This is a genomic window from Halomonas sp. DP8Y7-1 (assembly GCF_019801685.1).
GTDB lineage: Bacteria > Pseudomonadota > Gammaproteobacteria > Pseudomonadales > Halomonadaceae > Halomonas > Halomonas litopenaei_A.
Genome location: NZ_JAHVIN010000002.1, coordinates 43,504 through 58,476 on the forward strand (window position 1 = coordinate 43,504; position 14,973 = coordinate 58,476).

Below are 14,973 nucleotides of genomic sequence, written 5' to 3' on the forward strand. Positions count from 1 at the left end.
CAGCAGACGAACTTCACGGCCGCTGCCTACCCATGGCGCTCGGGGCGGTCTCAGGCAGAGACAACGCTCACGAACTTACGGTTCTTCGGACCCTTGGTCTCGAACTTGACCACACCTTCGTCCAGTGCGAAGAGAGTGTGATCCTTGCCGATGCCAACACCGGTGCCGGCGTGGAACTTGGTGCCACGCTGACGCACGATGATGTTGCCCGGGGTCACTGCCTGGCCGCCGAACAGCTTGACGCCAAGGCGTTTGCTTTCACTGTCGCGACCGTTACGTGTGGAGCCGGCTGCCTTCTTATGAGCCATTGCAAAGTCCTCGCTCGTTGAGGGAATAGTCCGCTACGCATTCGCCGTGAGGCGAGGCGTTCTTAGGCAGAAATTCCGGTGATTTTAACTTCAGTGAACCACTGACGGTGGCCCTGACGCTTCATGTGGTGCTTACGACGACGGAACTTGATGATGGTGACCTTTTCGCCACGGCCGTGGGAAACGATCTCAGCGCTCACCTTGGCGCCGGCTACCAGCGGGGCACCGACGGTGACGTCGTCGTCATTACCAACCAGCAGGACTTCGTCGAATTCGACGGTATCGCCAGTCGGAATTTCCAGCTTCTCGAGCTTGAGAGTCTGGCCTTCCTGAACGCGGTACTGCTTGCCACCGCTTTTGATCACTGCGTACATGCTGTTTCTCCAGATACTCATCGGGGTTGGCTCTTGATCGACCTGCTTCGAGTGGCGCCCCTTTTGGCAGCCATCTGACAGGGAGCATGGATGAGTGGGCCGCGAATTATAACGATGCCCGCGCGACAACACAACCCGACGACTGCCGTCAAGCCACATTGCCGGCAAAAACCTCTTCACGGGCCCTGCCAGGGTGCTTATCGTCTTGACGGCCCCATAGGGGGCCCATAGCATGACCGGCAACCTGGCCCCTGGCCTCCCATCTCTATAAGCCGAAGCCGCCTTCATGCCTGTCAACGCCACCACGCCTTCATCTGCAGCTCCTTCGCCGATTCATGCGGTGGTCGCCGACGACTTCGCCGCCGTCAACCAGACCATCCTGGACCAGCTTGCCTCCCGCATCCCGCTGGTCGAAACCATTGGGCAATACATCATCGAAAGCGGGGGCAAACGTCTGCGCCCGCTGCTGGTGCTGCTGGCGGCAAGGGCGCTGAACTACCAGGGCGAGCGTCACATTACCCTGGCCACGCTGATCGAGTTCATGCATACCTCGACGCTGCTCCATGATGACGTCGTCGATGAGTCACACATGCGCCGCGGCAAGGCCACCGCCAACGACGCCTGGGGTAATGCGCCATCGGTGTTGGTGGGTGACTTCCTCTACTCGCGTTCGTTCCAGATGATGGTCGACGTCGGCTCGATGCGGATCATGGAAGTGCTGTCCGCCGCCACCTGCACCATCGCCGAAGGCGAGGTCCAGCAGCTCACCAACGTGGGCAATCCGGACACCGACGAAGCGGCCTACTTCGACACCATTCTTGGCAAGACAGCCATGCTGTTCGAGGCTGCCTCCCATAGCGGCGCCATCCTCGCCGGCGCCGATGAGCAGCAGGAACAGGCGCTGGCGAACTACGGGCGCTATCTCGGCCTGGCGTTCCAGCTTATTGACGACCTGCTCGACTACGAAGGCGACGCCAAGGCCATGGGCAAGAATGTCGGTGACGACCTGGCGGAAGGCAAGCCGACCCTGCCACTGATTCAGGCCATGGCCGCTGGTACGCCGGAACAGACCCGCATCATACGTCGCGCCATCCGCAAGGGCGGACTCGATCACCTCGATGAGGTGCTGTCCATCGTTACCGCTACCGGGGCCCTGGATTACACTCGCCAGAAAGCGGAGGAGATGGTCTCGAAGGCGCTGACAGAACTCGATCAGCTGCCGCCCTCTCCCTACCGTGACAGCATGGCCGAGCTGGCCCGTCTGGCGGTGGAGCGCAAGACCTGACAATCACTAGGCCTGAAAGACAACAGGCAAAGTGCCCTCAAGTGTCGGGCAAGCTGGAAAAAAGTACCGAATCGGGCTCGCAAGAGTTGCATCAATCACAAGGATCCGTATACTACGCATCCGTTGAGGGGCACACCTCACGCGTCGGAGTATAGCTCAGCTTGGTAGAGCGCTGCCTTCGGGAGGCAGAGGTCGTAGGTTCGAATCCTGCTACTCCGACCAAAGAATTTCACAGAAAAAGGCTCCTGCGAACATTTCGCAGGAGCCTTTTTCGTTTCTGATACCCCATGTCGAGCTGGCGCATAAGCGGCCTCAATAGACCGCGGATCTTTTCGACCCCACCTGCACGTCGCTCCTGCCAACGCTACCGTCCAAAAGACCCCGCGGCGTCACTCAGGTCGCCCTGCCTTGCGCCGGACGCTACTGTGCGTCACATCCTCTGTTCTATCTAAGCTCAACTCCCTGAGCTCATCTTCCTATGCTGAACCCAACTCAGCTCAACAGTGATATAAGCATCAATGACAGCGCTGGTACGTAGGCAATCACCAGCAGCGTCAGGACCATGGCCGTCACGAAAGGCACGATCCCCTTGATGACCGTACCCAAGGGCGCGTTACCAATCCGAGCTGCGACGAACAGGTTGATCCCCAGCGGCGGGGTAATAAAGCCAATCGCCAGACTGACCACCATCACGATGCCAAAGTGCACGGCATCAATCCCCATGGAGGTGGCCACCGGATAGAGAATCGGTGACAGCACCAGAATTGCGGGGGTGGTATCCATCACGCAGCCAACCACCAGCAAAAGCACCAGAATCACCAGCAACATCACCGCCGGACTCGACGAGAACTGCAGCATGAAGTCGGCGATGGCCACCGGGATCTGCTCGATCGTGAGAATACGGGCAAAGGTGGAGGCACAGCCAAGGATCACCATGACCGTGCCAGTGGTAGCACAAGAGCCCGCGATCACCTTGAAGATGTCTCTGGGCGAGAGCTCCCGGTGGATAAAGACACCGCAGACAAATGCGTAGACGGCAGCGACAGCCGCCGCCTCGGTCGGCGTGAAGATCCCCGCATAGATGCCACCAAGTATGATCACGGGATTGAGCAGCGCCCACTTGGCTTCCCATACCAGGCACAGCGTCCTGCGCCCTTCAAAGGGCTCCTCAGTGCCTTTCCAACCCATTTTTCTGGAGTAAAAGTAGGCGTAAAGGATCAGCACCATCCCGATCAACAATCCGGGCAATACGCCACCCAGAAACATGTTGGAGATGGAGGTGCCGGTAGAGACACCGTAGAGCACCATCGGAATGGATGGAGGAATGATAACGCCGATGCTCCCCGCCGCCGCCACCAGTGCCAGTACGAAGGACCTGGAATAGCCCGCCTCAAGCATGGTCGGTATGACCATGGAGCCGACGGCCGCAACGGTCGCCGGACCAGACCCCGATACCGCTGCAAAGAACATGCACACCACCACCGTGACGATGGCCAGCCCTCCTGTCACACGGCCGAAGAAGGCAGACGCCACCGCCAGAATACGCCGGGAAACCCCACCGGCCCCCATCAGGTCGCCCGCCAGGATAAACAGCGGAATCGCCATGATCGGAAAGCTGTCGGTGGCGGATACCAAAGTCTGCGCCACATACAGATCGGACAACGTGCCAAAGGTGAGAATTGTCACCACACAGGAGAGGCCGATGGCGATGCCCACTGGCACATTGAGGATCAACAGCGCGACCAGGCTCAGAAACAACACGGCTGCAGTCATCTCACACCTCCGATTCGTGAGCAGCGTCGGGATGCTTGATCCGCCAGCAGATGCTCTGCACCTGTCGCGCCGTGGTCAGTGCAAAGCCCACACAGGGGGCTGCATAAACGATCCACATGGGCACGCCGATCGCCGGAGAGGTTTGGCCGAGCATCATCTGGCGCTCGATGACCGTCCAACTGGTCCAGACAACGTACAGAGCAAAGACCAAAAACAGCGCATCCCCAAGAATCACGACCCAAGGGCGCGCGGGACGCGGGAATAGCTTGAGCGCCGCATCGATCTTGATATGCCGCATTTCCCGCGCGCCGTAGCTGATCCCTAGATAGATCAGCCAGATGAAAAAGTAGCGGGCGAGCTCCTCCGACCAGGAAAGGGACTCCCCCATGACATAACGCATAAATACCTGGACCGCGAGCAGCAACGTCATTGCCGACATCAGCACCACACAGATGGATATCTCGGCATACTCATCAAACCACGCAAGCACTTTCATCCACACTCTCCTGCGGCCACTGAAGAACAGTGCCGAGCCATAGCATCACGAGATGAACAGACACCGTGAGGTCTGCCTGTAAAACGGAAGGGTCGATCCTGAAGCCACCAGGGCACCATGACGCGGCGCCCTGGCACAGGCCTATTGCGCTAGCACCTGATCAAGATATTCGGGATGGTCCATCTTCTGCTTGACCAGTCCATAGATATCGGCCTGCATGGCGGCATCCCGCCACTGGGCCTTCTGCTCGCTTGTGACCTCTGTCACCGTCACGCCTTGCTCATCGAACCTTGCCAGAATCTCGCCCTCCAGCTCCTCGGAGCGCTGACGTTGATAAGTGGTCATCTCATCAATAGCGGCTTCCAGCACGTCACGCTGATCCTGGCTCAGTGAGTTATAGCTATTAAGGTTCATGAACACGAGATAGGGGGTATAGACATGCTGTGTTAAAGACACATGATCTTGCACTTCCTGCAAGCGGTTACCGTCGATGATTCCCAGCGGGTTTTCCTGAGCATCGACCGTGCCCTGTTGTAACGCGGTAAACAGTTCAGTGAACGCCATCGGTGTCGGGTTGGCACCATAGGCGCGCCATGCGGCCAGATGGATTTCGTTCTCCATGGTGCGTACCTTCATGCCTTCCACATCGGCGGGTACCGCCACCACCTTTCCACTGTCGGTGAAGTTACGAAACCCGTTTTCCCAGAACGCCAGCCCCTTCAGACCCTTGCCCTCAAGAGAGGCCAACAGCTGATCCCCCACCTCTCCGTCGAGCTCGGCATAGGTCCCCTCCTTGGATAGGAACAGGAAGGGCGCATCAAAGAGATAAAGGTCGGGAAACAGGGTGGCCATGGGACTGGTCGATGATAAACCAATGTCGATGTCACCAAAGATGGTGCTCTCCACCACCACACGGTCATCCCCCAGCTGGTTATCAGGAAAAAGCGTGATTTCTAGATCACCACCGCTTCGCTCTTCTACCAGGCGCTTCAACTCATAGCTGGCGTCCTTGGCCGACACTGAAGTCACCGTGGACATACGTAGTGTCTCGGCCTGGGAGATAGCCGGCGTCATTGCCAACAGCGAACCGAGCATCGCGACCGACCTCACCCACCGGGGCTTGCAAGCGTTAGACATCGCCACTTCCTTCTTTCGCGTTAGAGTACGAGCCCGTCAGGCCCGGGAATGCCGCCAGGCGGCTTGTTACGACTCAGCGTGATGACGCACGCTATGTCGTCAGATGGTTGACGGGCCATAGCACTGGCTCGCCTCGAGCAAACCGCACGGCCTCTTCAGCCACCTTGCGCTTGAGCTCAGCGGCCGCGTCTTCCGAGTACCAGGCCATATGGGGGGTAATCAGGCAGTGGGGACTCGACCACAACCGGCTCGAGGGCTGCAGGGGTTCATGCTCTGTGGTGTCGATACCCGCGCCCGCCACCTTCCCCGATGCCAGCGCATTGGCAAGAGCGTCTTCATCAATGATGCCGCCACGGGAGGTGTTGATGAGATAGACCCCTTCCTTCATTGAAGAAAGGGCGCTGGCATTGATCAGGTGATGAGTATCTGCCGTCAATGGGCAGAAAACGGCGATGACATCGGCGTCACTGTAAAGCTCTAGCAGCTCGGCACGCTGGATCATCTCCGTCCCATCTTCTGCACATGGATGGTAGTAGGCGTCATAGCCCAGCACATGGCATCCAAGTGCCTGCATCTTGCGCGCATATAGTCGCCCGATCCGTCCAAGACCGATCACACCGATGGTCAGCAAGGACAGTCGTCTCAACGGTACAGCTTCGACATAATCCCAGCGCCCCTGGTGGCAAGCATGGTGCATTGGCACCAGCTTTCTCAGCAGAGCGAGCGTCAGCGCCAAGGCATGATCGGACACCTCATGCATGCCATAGTCGGGCACATGACAGACTTGCACTCCGGCCTGCGTGGTAGCTGCTATATCGATATTGTTGACGCCCACCCCATAACGGACGACCTGCTTCAGACGTGGCAATGCCTCGAACACTCGACGCGTAAAAGGGGCGTACTGGTTCAGTACGATATCGACATCATTAAGCTGCTCAATAACCTCCATCTCGCTACGGCAGCGCAACATCGTCGCCGAGAGGCCAGCCGAGGAAAGGATATCGCTTTCGATCAGATAATCGGCATGATCAAGATCCGAGAAGGCGATCTGCATCCGCCTCTTCCTAGCGTCCAAGGTAGCCACCATCGACCGGCAATATGGCACCATTGACATAGTCGGAAGCGGCGGATGCCAGAAACAGGAGGGGTCCCTTCATGTCATCGCCACCCCCCCATCTTCCCGCGGGAATGCGCTCCGTGATCCCGGCATTGCGAGCATGATCCGCCAGCAGGGCCGAGTTCATCTCGGTCGCCATGTAACCTGGTGCAATGGCGTTGACGTTGACACCTCGCCCAGCCCACTCGTTGGCCAGGGATTTGGTCAACTGCATGACACCGCCCTTGCTGGCCGCATAAGCAGGGACGGTATAGCCGCCGAAAAATGACAGCAGTGAGGCAATATTGATGATTTTTCCACGCCGCTGATCAAGCATATGCCGCCCCGCAAGCTGACATAGCTCGAACACCGCCGTTAGGTTGACGTCGATCACCTCTTCAAAGGCTTCCAAGGGAAATTCTTCAGCGGGATAACGGCTCTGAATGCCCGCGGCATTCACCAGGATATCGAGCCGACCGTCCAATGCATCCATGGCTGCGGCGAAGCCCTGGCGACGCTCATCGGTGCTCCTCAGATCGGCCACGACACCGTGACAGGTGCTTGCCCCCCTCGCCAGATCTCGCGCCGATGACAGCACGCTGTCATGACTGCCGATAATCACCACCTCGGCGCCTGCATCGAGCAGGGCATCGGCCATGCTGTAGCCAAGCCCTCGCGAGCCCCCGGTTACCAAAGCTCTATGACCTGCAAGATCAAATAGCGTCATGATTGACAGTCCACCAGCAGTTTGACGGTATGGATGGCGGGATCAGCGATCATGTCGAAGATGCTCGCCGAACCTGATAGAGGAACGACCTGGGTGATCACCGGCGCCAGGGTGTCGGCCAACGACTCAGCCAGCTCCACGGCACTGGCGAATTCCGCCAGGGTGTAGACTCGAGAGCCGACCAATGTCAGCTCCTTGAAGTTGACGTCGATCAGCGATACCGGTGGCGGCGTTTTATGGGTAGCGGTGAGACAGAGCGTTCCTCCGACCCGTGCCAGAGCGGTCATCTCCAGGGCAGAGCTGGCCACCCCGGAACATTCAAAGACCACGTCCACGCCATCCCCTCCACTGACCTGCAGGACACGCTGCTGCAGACTCTCGGTGCTGGCATCGACCGCGTCGAAGCCCATGTGTCGACACAGCTCGAGGCGAGATGAGTCAATGTCAGAGACAAGGATGCGCGACGCGCCAGCGTGACGCAGCACCACAGCAGTCAGCAAACCAATGGGGCCTGCCCCCATCACCACCGCTGTCTGTCCCAGAGTGAAGCGTGCTTGGTGAAGGGTGCGCACGACCACCGCCAATGGCTCGACCAGCGCCGCAATCTGATCCGGGAGCGCCTCGGGCACCCTGAACAGCACCTCATCATCGAGCCATAGATGGTCAGTTAGCCCTCCATCACGATCGATGCCGATCAGCCTGAGATTGGCGCAGACATGTGGCGTGCCATGACGACAGGGATGACAGTCACCACACGACAGCAAGGGGTAGGCCACGACACGATCGCCAGGAACAAAGCGCGAGTGTTCGGGACATTCTTCGACCCGGCCTACGAACTCATGCCCCAGTATCAACGGCGCCTTGGCGCGTGGGTGCTTGCCAGAATAGATCCCGATGTCGGTGCCACAGATACCACATAGCAGCATTCGCACCTTTACCTTGGTGTCGCAGGGAACAGGCAAGGCGACCTGTTGAACTTCCACCTTCTCGGGCCCGGTATAAACCAATGCTTCCATCACCCTCTCCTGTTCACTGTTCCTGTCGAACCTTTGTCCTGAGCCGATAGGGAGATGCTCAGAAGGCCAAGTCCACAAGACCAAGCCCGGCAGACCAGGCCCTACGGATCACGCTCGACAGGACAACGCTCGAGCAATGGCATCTGCTGTCCTTTTCACCTGACCGCCTAGTGCACGCATTCGTTGCTCGGGCATGAAGCTGATGACGCTGGTCACGCTCACCGCGGCGATGGACAGGCCGGCATGGTTCATCACCGCCGCCGACACGCAGCGGATACCGTACTCGTTCTCCTCCCAGTCGTAGCTCCAGCCACGCTCATCGCTCTCGATCAGATCTCGGTGGAGTTCGGCAAAGGTCTTTACCGGAGGAGCATCGTCTGCCGGAGAATGATGGCGCTGCAGTGAGGCGTGGTAGGAGGGCCAGGAAGCAGGGTCGCGGGACGCCAGCATGGCCTTGCCCATTGCCGTGGCAAGAGCGGGCATGCGACCTCCGCTGCGCGAGCGCATCTCTAGGCTACGCTTGCCTGCCAGCTTGCACAGATAGAGCACGTCACTACCTTCAAGAACACCGAAGTGAACGGTGTCACGGGTATCATTGGCCAAGGCCTCCAGGAAGGGCCTGGCGATATCCACCAGTGGCTGCTGCTCCGCTGCCCGCTCTCCCAGCTCGATCAGCCTCGCTCCCAGGAAGTACCCCCTGTAAGGCACCTTGTGCAAATAGCCTTCCCTGACCAGACTGGCCAAGGTCCGGGCGATCGTGCTGCGTGGAAGCTGCATCGTCTGCGCCAGCGCCTTGGGGGTCGATATGCCACGCGCAACGTACTGGAGGACCTCAAGCCCTCGACTAAGCGTCTGAGTACCAGACCGCACGACCGGCCTGTCTCGCTGGTAGGTCAACTCGTCCATGGCTCCTCCCTGAATTCACTCCATTCAAGGCAAGCCGTCATGCACGGTCAAATAGTCACCACCAAGACCACATAGTGGGACAAAGAGGGATTAAAAGGCGGGAAAAAAGCAGAAAAAAACGCCAACGTCGAAAAAACCACCATCACCGGAGACGTCGGGCGTCACCGCTGCGTGCGAGATCACCTTGGACTCGTGCAGGCGATCGACCCGCATGGAGACAAAAGTCGATATCAGCAGGTTCACTGACGCTCATTTAAGCCAAATTATTTAGCCCTGCCGACCTGTCTGGCATGGTGCAGATCATGCCGCCAACACCTCCGGCTCCGCAGGCTCCACGCCGATCAAGCCACCTCAACTACCCAGCCCCCCAAGCAAGGCCTGGGGGGCTAGAAGTGGCTACGATAGGGTGCCAGCCGCAGGGCCCTGCACCAAGATATCGCGGTCCGCTATCTCAGGCCGGCATGTCGTTCGCCTTGGCATCGCGAGACCACACACGGTGGCCACGCATCGCTTCACGAAAATCGGCAAAGCACTGGTCGACACGATCCGCCGAGAACACGCCCTCTTCCGGCACCTCGATACCGGCACCCTGCAGCACCTTGGTACCGTCACCGAGAGCGGCGATAGGCTTGAGGTGCTTGTAGGCCTCCTGCACGTAGTAGAGGCCCAGGCCAGAGCCTGCCAGCGTCTTGGCGCTATCTTCACCCGGTGCCACCACGACAGCGTCCAGGGTCACCGAGGGCAGCCCATTGAGCATGGCATCCGGGGTCAGGGTGCCTCCTTGCAGGGTCTTCACTGCAGCCATCGACGGCGCGATGACCAACCCTTGAGCGCCTTCAGCCTCCAGGCGCTGCTGCAGGGCTTCGACCTGCTCGCCATCGACACCATCAGCGGCCAGAATCGCCACCTTGCGATAGCGGATGTCGGGCTGTTCACGATGCAGCAGGCTCAGCGAGGGCGAGCTATCCAACGATATCGTGCCAAGCTCTTCCTTGGCGGCGGGGGGATGATCCGGCGGTGTCACACCGTGCGCCTCGCCGACACGACGAGCCAGCGTCATATCGATGTTGGGCAGAATGTCCCGAATCACCCGCTCCCGGATCCACGGCCGCTCCACCTTGGAAAGCTCAAAGGCGTAGGCCGCAATAATGTGCTCTTGCTCAACCGGCGTCTGGCTATGCCAGAACAGGCGAGCCTGGGAGTAGTGATCGCCGAAGGACTCGCTGCGTCCCCTGATCTTGTGGGCGTCGATGCGCTCGTGATAGCTCTCGTACCCGCCGTGTTCATCTGCAGGAGGCGTTTCACGGGGCCAACCATCGTCGATCGAGTTGGGCTCGTAGGACACCTGCCCCTTGTTGATGGTCTGACGGTGCGGCGCGTCACGCTGATGATTATGGAAGGGGCACACCGGCTGGTTGATTGGAATCTCGTGGAAGTTGGGGCCGCCCAGGCGCAGCATCTGGGTATCCAGGTAGGAGAACAGACGTCCCTGCAGCAGCGGGTCGTTGCTGAAGTCGATCCCTGGCACCACGTTGCCGGGGTTGAACGCCACCTGTTCGGTCTCGGCAAAATAGTTGTCTGGATTTCGATCCAGCACCATCTTGCCAATGGGAGTCACCGGCACCACTTCCTCGGGAATCAGTTTGGTCGGATCAAGAATGTCGAAGTCGAAGGCATGCTCATCCTCTTCCTCGACGACCTGTATGCCCAGCTCCCACTCCAGCACATCGCCGTTCTCGATGTCGCCCCACATCTCGCGGCGATTGAAATCCGGGTCACGCCCCCAGAGCTTCTGCGCCTCGTCCCAGATCAACGAATGGGTGCCGGCCAGCGGCTTCCAGTGGAACTTGACGAAGCGGGCCTTGCCACTGCGATCAATGAGTCGGAACGTATGAACGCCAAAGCCTTCCATATACCGATAGTGTCGAGGAAACGCCCGGTCTGACATGGTCCACAGCACCATGTGAGCGCTTTCAGGCATCAGCGAGACAAAGTCCCAGAAGGTGTCATGGGCGGACTGGCCCTGGGGAATCTCGTTGTGAGGCTCAGGCTTTACCGCATGCACCAGATCGGGGAACTTCATCGCGTCCTGAATAAAGAACACCGGCATGTTGTTGCCCACCAGATCCCAGTTGCCCTCGTCGGTGTAGAACTTGGTGGCAAAACCGCGCACATCACGCACGGTGTCGTTGGAGCCCCGCGCCCCCTGCACGGTAGAAAAGCGCACGAACACCGGGGTCTTCTTACCGGGATCCTTGAATAGCCCCGCCTTGGAATAGCGGGCTGCCGCCTCATAGGGCTGAAAGTAGCCGTGTGCCGCGGCGCCGCGAGCGTGGACGATACGCTCGGGAATGCGCTCGTGATCGAAGTGGTTCATCTTCTCGCGAAAGATGAAGTCCTCCATCAGGGTCGGGCCACGTTCGCCGGCCTTCAGCGAATTGTGGTTGTCCGCGATCCTTGTGCCCTGGTTGGTCCGTAGATCGTGGCCAGTGGCATCACTGCGGTAGGTCTCAAGGTTCTCTGACTTGCTGTTGGCAGTGGTACCACGATCGGTGTCGTGAGCCTGATCGCGATTCGAGGTGGTATGAGGGTTCTTCGCCATGACAAACACTCCATTGTTTGCTCGGGAAATATGCCGGCCGTCGCCGCTCATGCGACAACGTCTCGACCACTTGGCTGGGGTTCTCCCACCCCACAGCCAAGTCCGTTCCCTTATAGGCAAGCAGCGCGCATCGCTCAACAGATGGAAAAGCAACCTGCCGATCCGAGAGAACACTCAGGGCAATAAATCCATAAAATTCATGAAGATAAAACCAATACAAAGCATTAACATAAATTAGACAATTACAAACCCACACCTGCATTACGTTGCCTTACATCAGCTACGGGGACGGCTATCACACTTCAAATAAGCCATTACTGATATTCTGTTGCCGACAAGTACCTCGCTACCGCCAGAAGCCAACTCCATAACGTAAGATAAGCAGGGACGACAGCATGAACAGAATCCTACTGATCGCTACCGCGATGGCCGTTTTACTCTTGCAGGGGTGCGCAACAAGCCGCAGCACCGTGAATATTCCCGCGCCAGACCCTGCCACAGTCACCGCCACCCACGCGATGTCCGGTCCAAGCCTGTATATCCGCAACGTCACCGACCAGCGTCACTTCGAGGAAGCTCCGCGCAGCGCAGACATTCCCTCTCTGGGCTTCGAGGGCGCCACGGCAGCGACAGCGGAACGCAAGGCACGAGCCATTGGACGCAAGCGAAATGGCTTCGGAAAGGCCCTCGGCGACGTCCAGTTACCAGAAGGCACATCCGTCACCGACTTGATTCGCGCCTACGCCAGTGAGGGCTTCGAGGATGCCGGCTGGCGCGTTGTCGCCCAGCCTGCCGATGATGTCACGACGGTAGATATTGCGGTGACCCGCTTCTGGTCCTGGTTCCAACCGGGCTTCTGGGCCATTGCGCTGAATACCGATATCGAAACGGAGTTTGCCTTTTCCGATAAGCATGAGATGTCGCCCATCCATGTGCATGTAAAAGACCACATGCAGGTGGCGGTCGATAGCGACTGGGTCGCCAACAATCAGCTGACTCTGGAACGCTATCGCGAGGCTGTCGCTCAGCAGGCGGTCCCCTGAGACACACCCAAGCCCCCTGTCGAGCCTATTGGCGCCGGCCCGAGCCGCGCGGACGTTACTCTCTGTCTGTCTCTTCCGCCGAGCCCGGGCCATCCATTTAGGACATATAACATTTGCTGATTATCGACATTCGAGTGGCGGTAATATTCTAAATAGACGCGCTTATTCGTCTATTTTCGACGAAATACTTGACTTAAGCTTACTTGGAGAGCCGCCCTTTTAACGATAAACTTCACTTTTTCGCTCAGGCGGATGTCAGGTATGAAACAACTACGCCTTAGTGAATGGTTAGGCTGGGCCCCGAGCCGTGATAGCCAGGCAATGAATGCCTGCCTCCTGCCGCCCGAGAAACCAGGTTCCTCAGTGCCCAGCATGTTGCGACGCCGGCTCGACACCCCCGGGCGCGCAACCTGCGACATCTTGAGCAAGCTTGACCCCGATGCGCGCTTTCCTCTCGTTCATGCGTCTCGCCATGGTGATGCCAACTTCACGCTAGCCATGTTGAAGTCCTTGGCCGATAGCGCCCCCCTTTCCCCCACCCGGTTTTCCATGTCGGTGCACAACGCCACCTTGGGCGTTCACGCTATCGCCAATCATCATCGCCGCCCCCTTCAGGCGTTGGGTGCCAGCGGTAACGAATTCAATGCCCTGCTATGGGAAGCGCAGGGCTATCTGGCGGAAGGCTACGAGGCCGTCGTCATCGTCTTCAGCGAGGGGGAACTGCCTGAGGACTACTCGGGCCTTGCCCCGCATCCGGGCAGTGCCTGCGCCGTCGGACTCAGGTTATCTCATGACGATGGCAGAGCACTGGTACCTGTCACCAGTAGCCGCTGCATAGCACCGACCCCGCTTGATGTGATCGACTGGCTGGGGGGACGTGTACCCATCCTGGACGCGGCTTCTGCCTGGCGCCTGGAGGAAGCATGACGCTGGATCAGTGGCGAAGGGGACTTGGCACCTTGCTGTCGTTCGCTGCCTTTGGCGTTGGCGGCCTGGTCATCGGACTCGCCGTAGCGCCGTTGTTACGCCTTGGTGTGCGTCACCCTCAGCAACGCCAGCGCGTCGCCCGCCAGCTGATCCAACAGGTCTTTCGCGCCTTCATTGCGCTGATGAAGGGACTTGGTGTCCTCGACTACCGCCTGCAGGGAAGCGAACGGCTCAACCGAGGTGGTAATTTGATTGTGGCCAATCACCCCTCGTTGATAGACGTCGTCTTTCTGCTGGCCTACACCCCCAACGCCGACTGCATCGTCAAAGGCAGGCTCGCCACCAACCCATTTACTCGCGGGCCTATCCATGTCGCGGGCTATATCACCAATCGCGACCCCGAAGCCCTGTTAGAGGCCGCCAGACAGAGCCTCGCCCAGGGCAACTCGCTGATCCTGTTCCCCGAGGGCACCCGCACAACGCCCGGGCGCCCCATCAAGTTTCGCCGTGGGGGAGCCAATATCGCTCTACGCACCAGCAGCCCGATCACCCCGGTGCTGATCCAGTGCTCCCCGACCACCCTCACCAAGGGTGAACCCTGGTACCACATCCCACCGCGCAAGGTGCAGATGGACCTGCGTGTACTCGACGACCTGCCGACAGAGCGGGCGTCACATCTACCAACCAGCCAGCAGGCCCGCCACCTGACGCGGGAGCTAAGTGACTACTTCAACAGGGAACTGGAGCGCATTCACGATGAACCAAAGCGACGCGCTAGCGCTTGATTTGAAGCACATGATTATCGACACCCTCGAGCTCGAGGATGTCACCCCGGATGATATTGACGAACAAGCGCCCTTGTTTGGCGACGGTCTGGGGCTCGACTCCATCGACGCGCTGGAGCTCGGCCTGGCCCTGCAGAAGCGCTACGGCGTCACCCTGGATGCCGAAGCCGAAGACACCCGCCGCCACTTTGCGAGTCTTGCCGCGCTGAAAGCGCTGGTGGAGGAACGTCGTGTCGACTGAAGCCACTGTCAGCCGGGAGCAAATTCTGGCCCACGTTCAACGCACCCTGGTCGAGCTGTTCGAAGTCTCACCTGCCGAGGTGTCACCCGAAGCGAGACTCTACGAAGACCTGGATATCGATAGCATTGACGCCGTCGACCTGGTGGTCGAGCTGAAGCAGTTTACTGGCCGTCGCATCGACCCCGAAGCGTTCAAGTCCGTGCGCAGCATCGACGACGTGGTCAACGCCGTCGACCAGCTGATGCGAGGCTGAGGTC

Annotated in this window: 17 protein-coding genes and 1 tRNA gene; 7 read left to right on the top strand and 11 right to left on the bottom strand. The window is 59.1% G+C overall.

Annotated features, from left to right (window positions below; translation table 11 throughout):
• Nucleotides 1-50: 50 nt before the first annotated feature.
• Nucleotides 51-308, bottom strand: a complete 258-nt coding sequence (gene rpmA, locus KUV41_RS00970) for a 50S ribosomal protein L27 (protein WP_097790539.1) — start codon at nucleotides 306-308, stop codon at nucleotides 51-53.
• Between the two features lie 62 nt (nucleotides 309-370).
• A complete protein-coding gene (gene rplU / locus KUV41_RS00975; RefSeq protein WP_206944005.1) occupies nucleotides 371-682 on the bottom strand; it encodes a 50S ribosomal protein L21 in 312 nt (103 codons plus the stop codon).
• A gap of 286 nt (nucleotides 683-968) precedes the next feature.
• Here rplU and ispB point away from each other — a divergent pair, with 286 nt between their 5' ends.
• Together ispB and KUV41_RS00985 are read left to right on the top strand one after the other, a co-directional pair.
• Complete coding sequence (gene ispB, locus KUV41_RS00980; protein ID WP_206944006.1) at nucleotides 969-1,967, top strand: octaprenyl diphosphate synthase; 999 nt, start codon at nucleotides 969-971, stop codon at nucleotides 1,965-1,967.
• Nucleotides 1,968-2,112: 145 nt separating this feature from the next.
• Nucleotides 2,113-2,189, top strand: a tRNA-Pro gene (locus KUV41_RS00985).
• A 270-nt stretch (nucleotides 2,190-2,459) separates the two neighbouring features.
• On the opposite strand, the gene KUV41_RS00990 is transcribed toward KUV41_RS00985, so the two are convergent.
• From KUV41_RS00990 to katE, 9 genes are all read right to left on the bottom strand, one after another.
• A complete protein-coding gene (locus KUV41_RS00990; RefSeq protein ID WP_222483756.1) occupies nucleotides 2,460-3,740 on the bottom strand; it encodes a TRAP transporter large permease in 1,281 nt (426 codons plus the stop codon).
• A gap of 1 nt (nucleotide 3,741) precedes the next feature.
• Nucleotides 3,742-4,236 carry a TRAP transporter small permease gene (locus KUV41_RS00995; protein ID WP_222483757.1) on the bottom strand — a complete coding sequence of 165 codons (495 nt, stop codon included), beginning with the start codon at nucleotides 4,234-4,236 and terminating at the stop codon, nucleotides 3,742-3,744.
• 141 nt (nucleotides 4,237-4,377) lie between these two features.
• Entirely contained in the window at nucleotides 4,378-5,373 is a 996-nt protein-coding gene (locus KUV41_RS01000; protein WP_222483758.1) for a DctP family TRAP transporter solute-binding subunit, read from the bottom strand.
• Nucleotides 5,374-5,464: 91 nt separating this feature from the next.
• Nucleotides 5,465-6,427 (bottom strand): C-terminal binding protein, encoded by a 963-nt coding sequence (locus KUV41_RS01005; RefSeq protein WP_222483759.1) that lies wholly within the window; start codon nucleotides 6,425-6,427, stop codon nucleotides 5,465-5,467.
• Nucleotides 6,428-6,437: 10 nt separating this feature from the next.
• A complete protein-coding gene (locus KUV41_RS01010) occupies nucleotides 6,438-7,196 on the bottom strand; it encodes an SDR family NAD(P)-dependent oxidoreductase (RefSeq protein WP_222483760.1) in 759 nt (252 codons plus the stop codon).
• Complete coding sequence (locus KUV41_RS01015) at nucleotides 7,193-8,212, bottom strand: zinc-dependent alcohol dehydrogenase (protein WP_222483761.1); 1,020 nt, start codon at nucleotides 8,210-8,212, stop codon at nucleotides 7,193-7,195. Before KUV41_RS01015 ends, KUV41_RS01010 begins: the two co-directional genes overlap by 4 nt.
• Nucleotides 8,213-8,320: 108 nt before the next feature.
• Nucleotides 8,321-9,118, bottom strand: a complete 798-nt coding sequence (locus tag KUV41_RS01020) for an IclR family transcriptional regulator (RefSeq protein WP_222483763.1) — start codon at nucleotides 9,116-9,118, stop codon at nucleotides 8,321-8,323.
• 90 nt (nucleotides 9,119-9,208) lie between these two features.
• Nucleotides 9,209-9,361: a hypothetical protein gene (locus KUV41_RS01025; protein ID WP_222483764.1), complete on the bottom strand. Its 153-nt coding sequence runs from the start codon at nucleotides 9,359-9,361 to the stop codon at nucleotides 9,209-9,211.
• A 208-nt stretch (nucleotides 9,362-9,569) separates the two neighbouring features.
• Nucleotides 9,570-11,720: a catalase HPII gene (katE, locus tag KUV41_RS01030; RefSeq protein WP_222483766.1), complete on the bottom strand. Its 2,151-nt coding sequence runs from the start codon at nucleotides 11,718-11,720 to the stop codon at nucleotides 9,570-9,572.
• A 395-nt stretch (nucleotides 11,721-12,115) separates the two neighbouring features.
• Here katE and KUV41_RS01035 point away from each other — a divergent pair, with 395 nt between their 5' ends.
• From KUV41_RS01035 to KUV41_RS01055, 5 genes are all read left to right on the top strand, one after another.
• Nucleotides 12,116-12,763: a hypothetical protein gene (locus KUV41_RS01035; protein ID WP_222164077.1), complete on the top strand. Its 648-nt coding sequence runs from the start codon at nucleotides 12,116-12,118 to the stop codon at nucleotides 12,761-12,763.
• A 261-nt stretch (nucleotides 12,764-13,024) separates the two neighbouring features.
• Nucleotides 13,025-13,690, top strand: a complete 666-nt coding sequence (locus KUV41_RS01040; RefSeq protein ID WP_222164078.1) for a beta-ketoacyl synthase chain length factor — start codon at nucleotides 13,025-13,027, stop codon at nucleotides 13,688-13,690.
• Nucleotides 13,687-14,475 (top strand): lysophospholipid acyltransferase family protein, encoded by a 789-nt coding sequence (locus KUV41_RS01045; protein ID WP_222483768.1) that lies wholly within the window; start codon nucleotides 13,687-13,689, stop codon nucleotides 14,473-14,475. The genes KUV41_RS01040 and KUV41_RS01045 overlap by 4 nt, the downstream gene beginning before the upstream one ends.
• Entirely contained in the window at nucleotides 14,447-14,716 is a 270-nt protein-coding gene (locus KUV41_RS01050; RefSeq protein ID WP_206944022.1) for a phosphopantetheine-binding protein, read from the top strand. Before KUV41_RS01045 ends, KUV41_RS01050 begins: the two co-directional genes overlap by 29 nt.
• Nucleotides 14,706-14,969, top strand: coding sequence for an acyl carrier protein (locus KUV41_RS01055; protein ID WP_206944023.1), 264 nt, complete (start codon nucleotides 14,706-14,708; stop codon nucleotides 14,967-14,969). The genes KUV41_RS01050 and KUV41_RS01055 overlap by 11 nt, the downstream gene beginning before the upstream one ends.
• The last annotated feature ends 4 nt before the right edge of the window (nucleotides 14,970-14,973 follow it).